Here is a 3,435-nt window from a genome sequence, read left to right as displayed (position 1 = left end):
GGTGACCCCCAGTCGAGCCCGGCGGCGCTGTCCTGACGTACGAGCCCTGACCTCCACAGTGCCCACCTCACAGGCCGTCCCAACGGGCGGTCATCCGCCCCCAAGGGGAAAAACCCCTATATCTAGGACTACCCCCGCCGTGACGTGTCTCGGCGTTCCAACTTCGCGGTCTGCACGGCGTCCCAGCGTGAAATGACTCAACCGAACTAGCAGTGACCCCCCAGTCGGGCTATGCCAGCGTTTCGCTGGCATAGCCCGACTGGGGGGTAAGTGTCCGGTCCAGGTCAGGGTGGCGAGGTCCAGATCTACATGGCGCGCCTCGGGGCGAAGTCCAGTGTTAGGTGGCGAGGCTGTCCGTTCTCACGGAAGCCTGCGGTGTCTCACGGATCTGGCGGCAGCGCTGGTGAATCTCGGGCGGTGTGGCGGATTGGCACGGTATTTGTCGCCTTTTGGATAGCTGTCGTCTCGTTGTAGCTGGCTTGTCTCACTGGATCACCGCCCTGCAATGCTGTCGGCATGAGTGACACACTTGTAATTCAGGGTGAGGCAGGGCTCGATGTGGCCGGATCTGGTCTGGGTGGAGGCTGGCCGGGAGGTCCGCCGGCCGCTGATGTCGGTGGCGACAGTGGCGTTCGAGGAGGTGTCGCCGGTGCGTGAGTTCCCCTCGTACCGCGGGCAGCGGCATTTCCCGGGTCTGTACTACTCGGGGGCCTGTAGAAATACAGGTGTAACCCTCCGAGAGTGAGGGCATGCCGTGAGTGACACGATGGTAGAGGTTCCGCCGGCTTCCTTGGAACGAAAGGACCACTTCCTGCTGGTAAGTGGTCGTGGGTACTGCGCGAGTCGCACCACGGTCGTGATCTTCATGGGCGGCAGGATGCTGCGACATGGCGGATCTGCCGGTGCTGAGCGGTGGTTCGGCTGGTGCCCTGTCTGATGGCGGTTTCGAGGTCAGCTATGTCGCCGATGGCGGGGCGGAGCAGCGGGTGCTGCTGGTGGACGCGCGGTCGGTGCTGTTGGAGGAGGCGGCGCCGGCGCGGCGGTTCCGGTCGGTCAGGACTCAGCGGCACTTTTCCGGTCTGTGGTGGTCGGCGACGGTCTGCCGGCATGTGGGGTATGAGTCGTGGCTGGAACGTGATCACCTGATGCTGTTGGACTTCGACCCGGCGGTGGTCGGGATCGCCTCTCAGCCGTTCTGGCTGTCCTGGGTCGCTCCTGCCGGCGATGCCTACAGGCACGTGCCCGACTATTTCGCCCGGCGTGCGGACGGGTCAGCGGTGGTGGTCGACTGCCGGCCGCCCGATCGGATCGGGCCACGAGATGCGGTGAAGTTCGAGGCGACGAGGCAGGCGTGCGGGCTGGTCGGCTGGGAGTACCGGCTGGTGGGGGCACCGGAGCGGATCGCGGTCGGCAACGTGCGGTGGCTGGCCGGCTATCGCCATCCTCGTCACCGGCTGGCCGAGGTTGCCGCGGTCCTGCGGGACGTCTTCGCGCGGCCGGCGCGGCTGATGACCGGGGCCGAGCGTGCCGGGGACCCGGTGGCGGTGTTGCCGGTGCTCTTCCACCTGCTGTGGCGGCAGGAGCTGACGGTGGATCTGTCGGTGCCGTTGCACGCGTCGGCGCTGGTGACGGCGGCCGGCTGATGGCTGCCATGCCGCAGGCGGTGCTGCGACCCGGCGACTGGGTGTGCTACCAGGGCGGGGAGCATCAGGTGGTGGGCTTGGCCGGTACATCGGTGCGGCTGCGCTCGACCGCGGGCGCCGAGACGGTGGTGTTGGCGTCGTACCTGATGGCCTCGCCCGACTTCGTGGTCATCGGCGCGACGCCAGTACCGGCGGTGGAGCCGTTCGGGTTGCTCGACGGGCTGCCCGCCGGCGTGGTCGCCGTGGCGAGGGACTGGCACCGCCATGTGGTGGAGGTGGAGACCGGGCTGCCGCCGGACGCGGCACCGGGCACGCCGTCCATGCCGGCCTACGACCCGGCGACACGCACGCTGCGGGAGCGTGAGCAGGCGAAAGCGGCCGAGCTGGGCGTGGGTCTACGCACCGTCGAGCGGATGCGGTCCCGCTACGCCGGTCAGGGGCTGTGGGGCTTGGTGGATCAGCGCGCGGTGCGGGCCTGGGAGGCCACCGGCCGGGTCGATGCCCGGCTGGTGGCCGTGATCCGGGAGGTCCTCGACGCGGAGACGGACGTGTCGACGGGCACCCGGTCCCGGCTGATTCGCCGCGTGACGAAGGCCGTCGAGGACCTCTACGGGCCCGGGGTGGTGCCGCTACCGGGCAGGAGCACCTTCTACACGCTGATCGACCGGCTGGCCGCCGGCCGGCACACGTTCGGTTCGGCGGTCACCCGCCGGCAGACCGCGAACCGGCCGGCCGGCCCGTTCACACCGACGGTTGCCGTCCGTCCCGGTGAGCAGGTGCAGATCGACTCCACGCCGCTCGACGTGCTGGTGCTGGCCGGCTCCGGGGTGGCGGTCCGCGCCGACCTGACCATCGCGGTCGATGTCGCGACCCGCACGATCTGCGCTGCGGTGCTGCGCCCGGTCGGGACGAAGGCCGTCGACGCGGCGCTGCTGCTGGCCCGGATGCTGGTCCCCGAACCAATGCGGCCGGGTTGGTCGACCGCGTTACGGATGGCGGCGTCGCGGCTGCCGCACGCCCGCCTGGTCGAGATCGACGCCCGGATGGAGCTGGCTGCCGCCCGGCCGGTGATCGTGCCGGACACCATCGTCATTGACCACGGCAGGGTGTTCGTCTCCTACACGTTCACCCGCGCCTGTGAACGGCTTGGGGTTTCGGTGCAGCCGTGCCGTCCGGGCACCCCGACCGACAAGGCGATCGTGGAGGCGACCTTCGGTTCGATCAACTCGCTGTTCTGCCAGCACGTCGCCGCCTACACCGGTCCGAACCCGACCCGTCGCGGAGCCGACGTCGAGGCGGCGTGGACCGTGGGTGAGTTGCAGGACCTGCTGGACGAGTGGCTGATCGTCGGCTGGCAGCACCGGCCGCACGACGCGTTGCGCGACCCGGCGTTCCCGCGGCAGGCGATGTCGCCGAACGACAGGTACGCGGCCCTGGTCGCCGCGGCCGGCTACCTGCCGCTGACGTTGTCCGGGGAGGACTATCTGGAGCTGCTGCCGGTGGCCTGGCGACAGATCAACGCCTATGGCATCCGGATCGCCTACCGCACCTACGACAGCCCGGACCTGGGTCCCTGGCGGTTGCAGCACTCCGGGGTCGCAGCCAAACGGGGCCTGTGGGAGATCCACTACGATCCCTACGATCTGTCCTACGTGTTCGTCCGGACCTCGACGGGCTGGATCACCGTCCCGTGGACCCATCTGCCGATGGTCGCCGCGCCCTTCGCCGATTTCACCTGGCGCCACGCCCGCCGGCTGACCGCCTCGGCCGGGCGAGACGACACCAACGAGAC

3 protein-coding genes are annotated in these 3,435 nt (G+C 69.3%); all 3 read left to right on the top strand.

Annotation, left to right across the window (positions count from 1 at the left end; translation table 11 throughout):
• Nucleotides 1-556: 556 nt before the first annotated feature.
• Nucleotides 557-745 (top strand): hypothetical protein, encoded by a 189-nt coding sequence (locus U9980_RS25440; RefSeq protein WP_322770244.1) that lies wholly within the window; start codon nt 557-559, stop codon nt 743-745.
• Between the two features lie 142 nt (nt 746-887).
• Entirely contained in the window at nt 888-1,643 is a 756-nt protein-coding gene (locus U9980_RS25435; RefSeq protein ID WP_322751231.1) for a TnsA-like heteromeric transposase endonuclease subunit, read from the top strand.
• A partial coding sequence (locus U9980_RS25430; protein ID WP_322770243.1) for a Mu transposase C-terminal domain-containing protein occupies nt 1,643-3,435 on the top strand: 1,793 nt, incomplete at its 3' end. The genes U9980_RS25435 and U9980_RS25430, both read left to right, overlap by 1 nt.

The organism is Protofrankia sp. Cr1 (genome assembly GCF_963555865.1).
Classification (GTDB): domain Bacteria; phylum Actinomycetota; class Actinomycetes; order Frankiales; family Frankiaceae; genus Protofrankia.
This window is presented reverse-complemented; position numbering and strand designations above follow the sequence as displayed.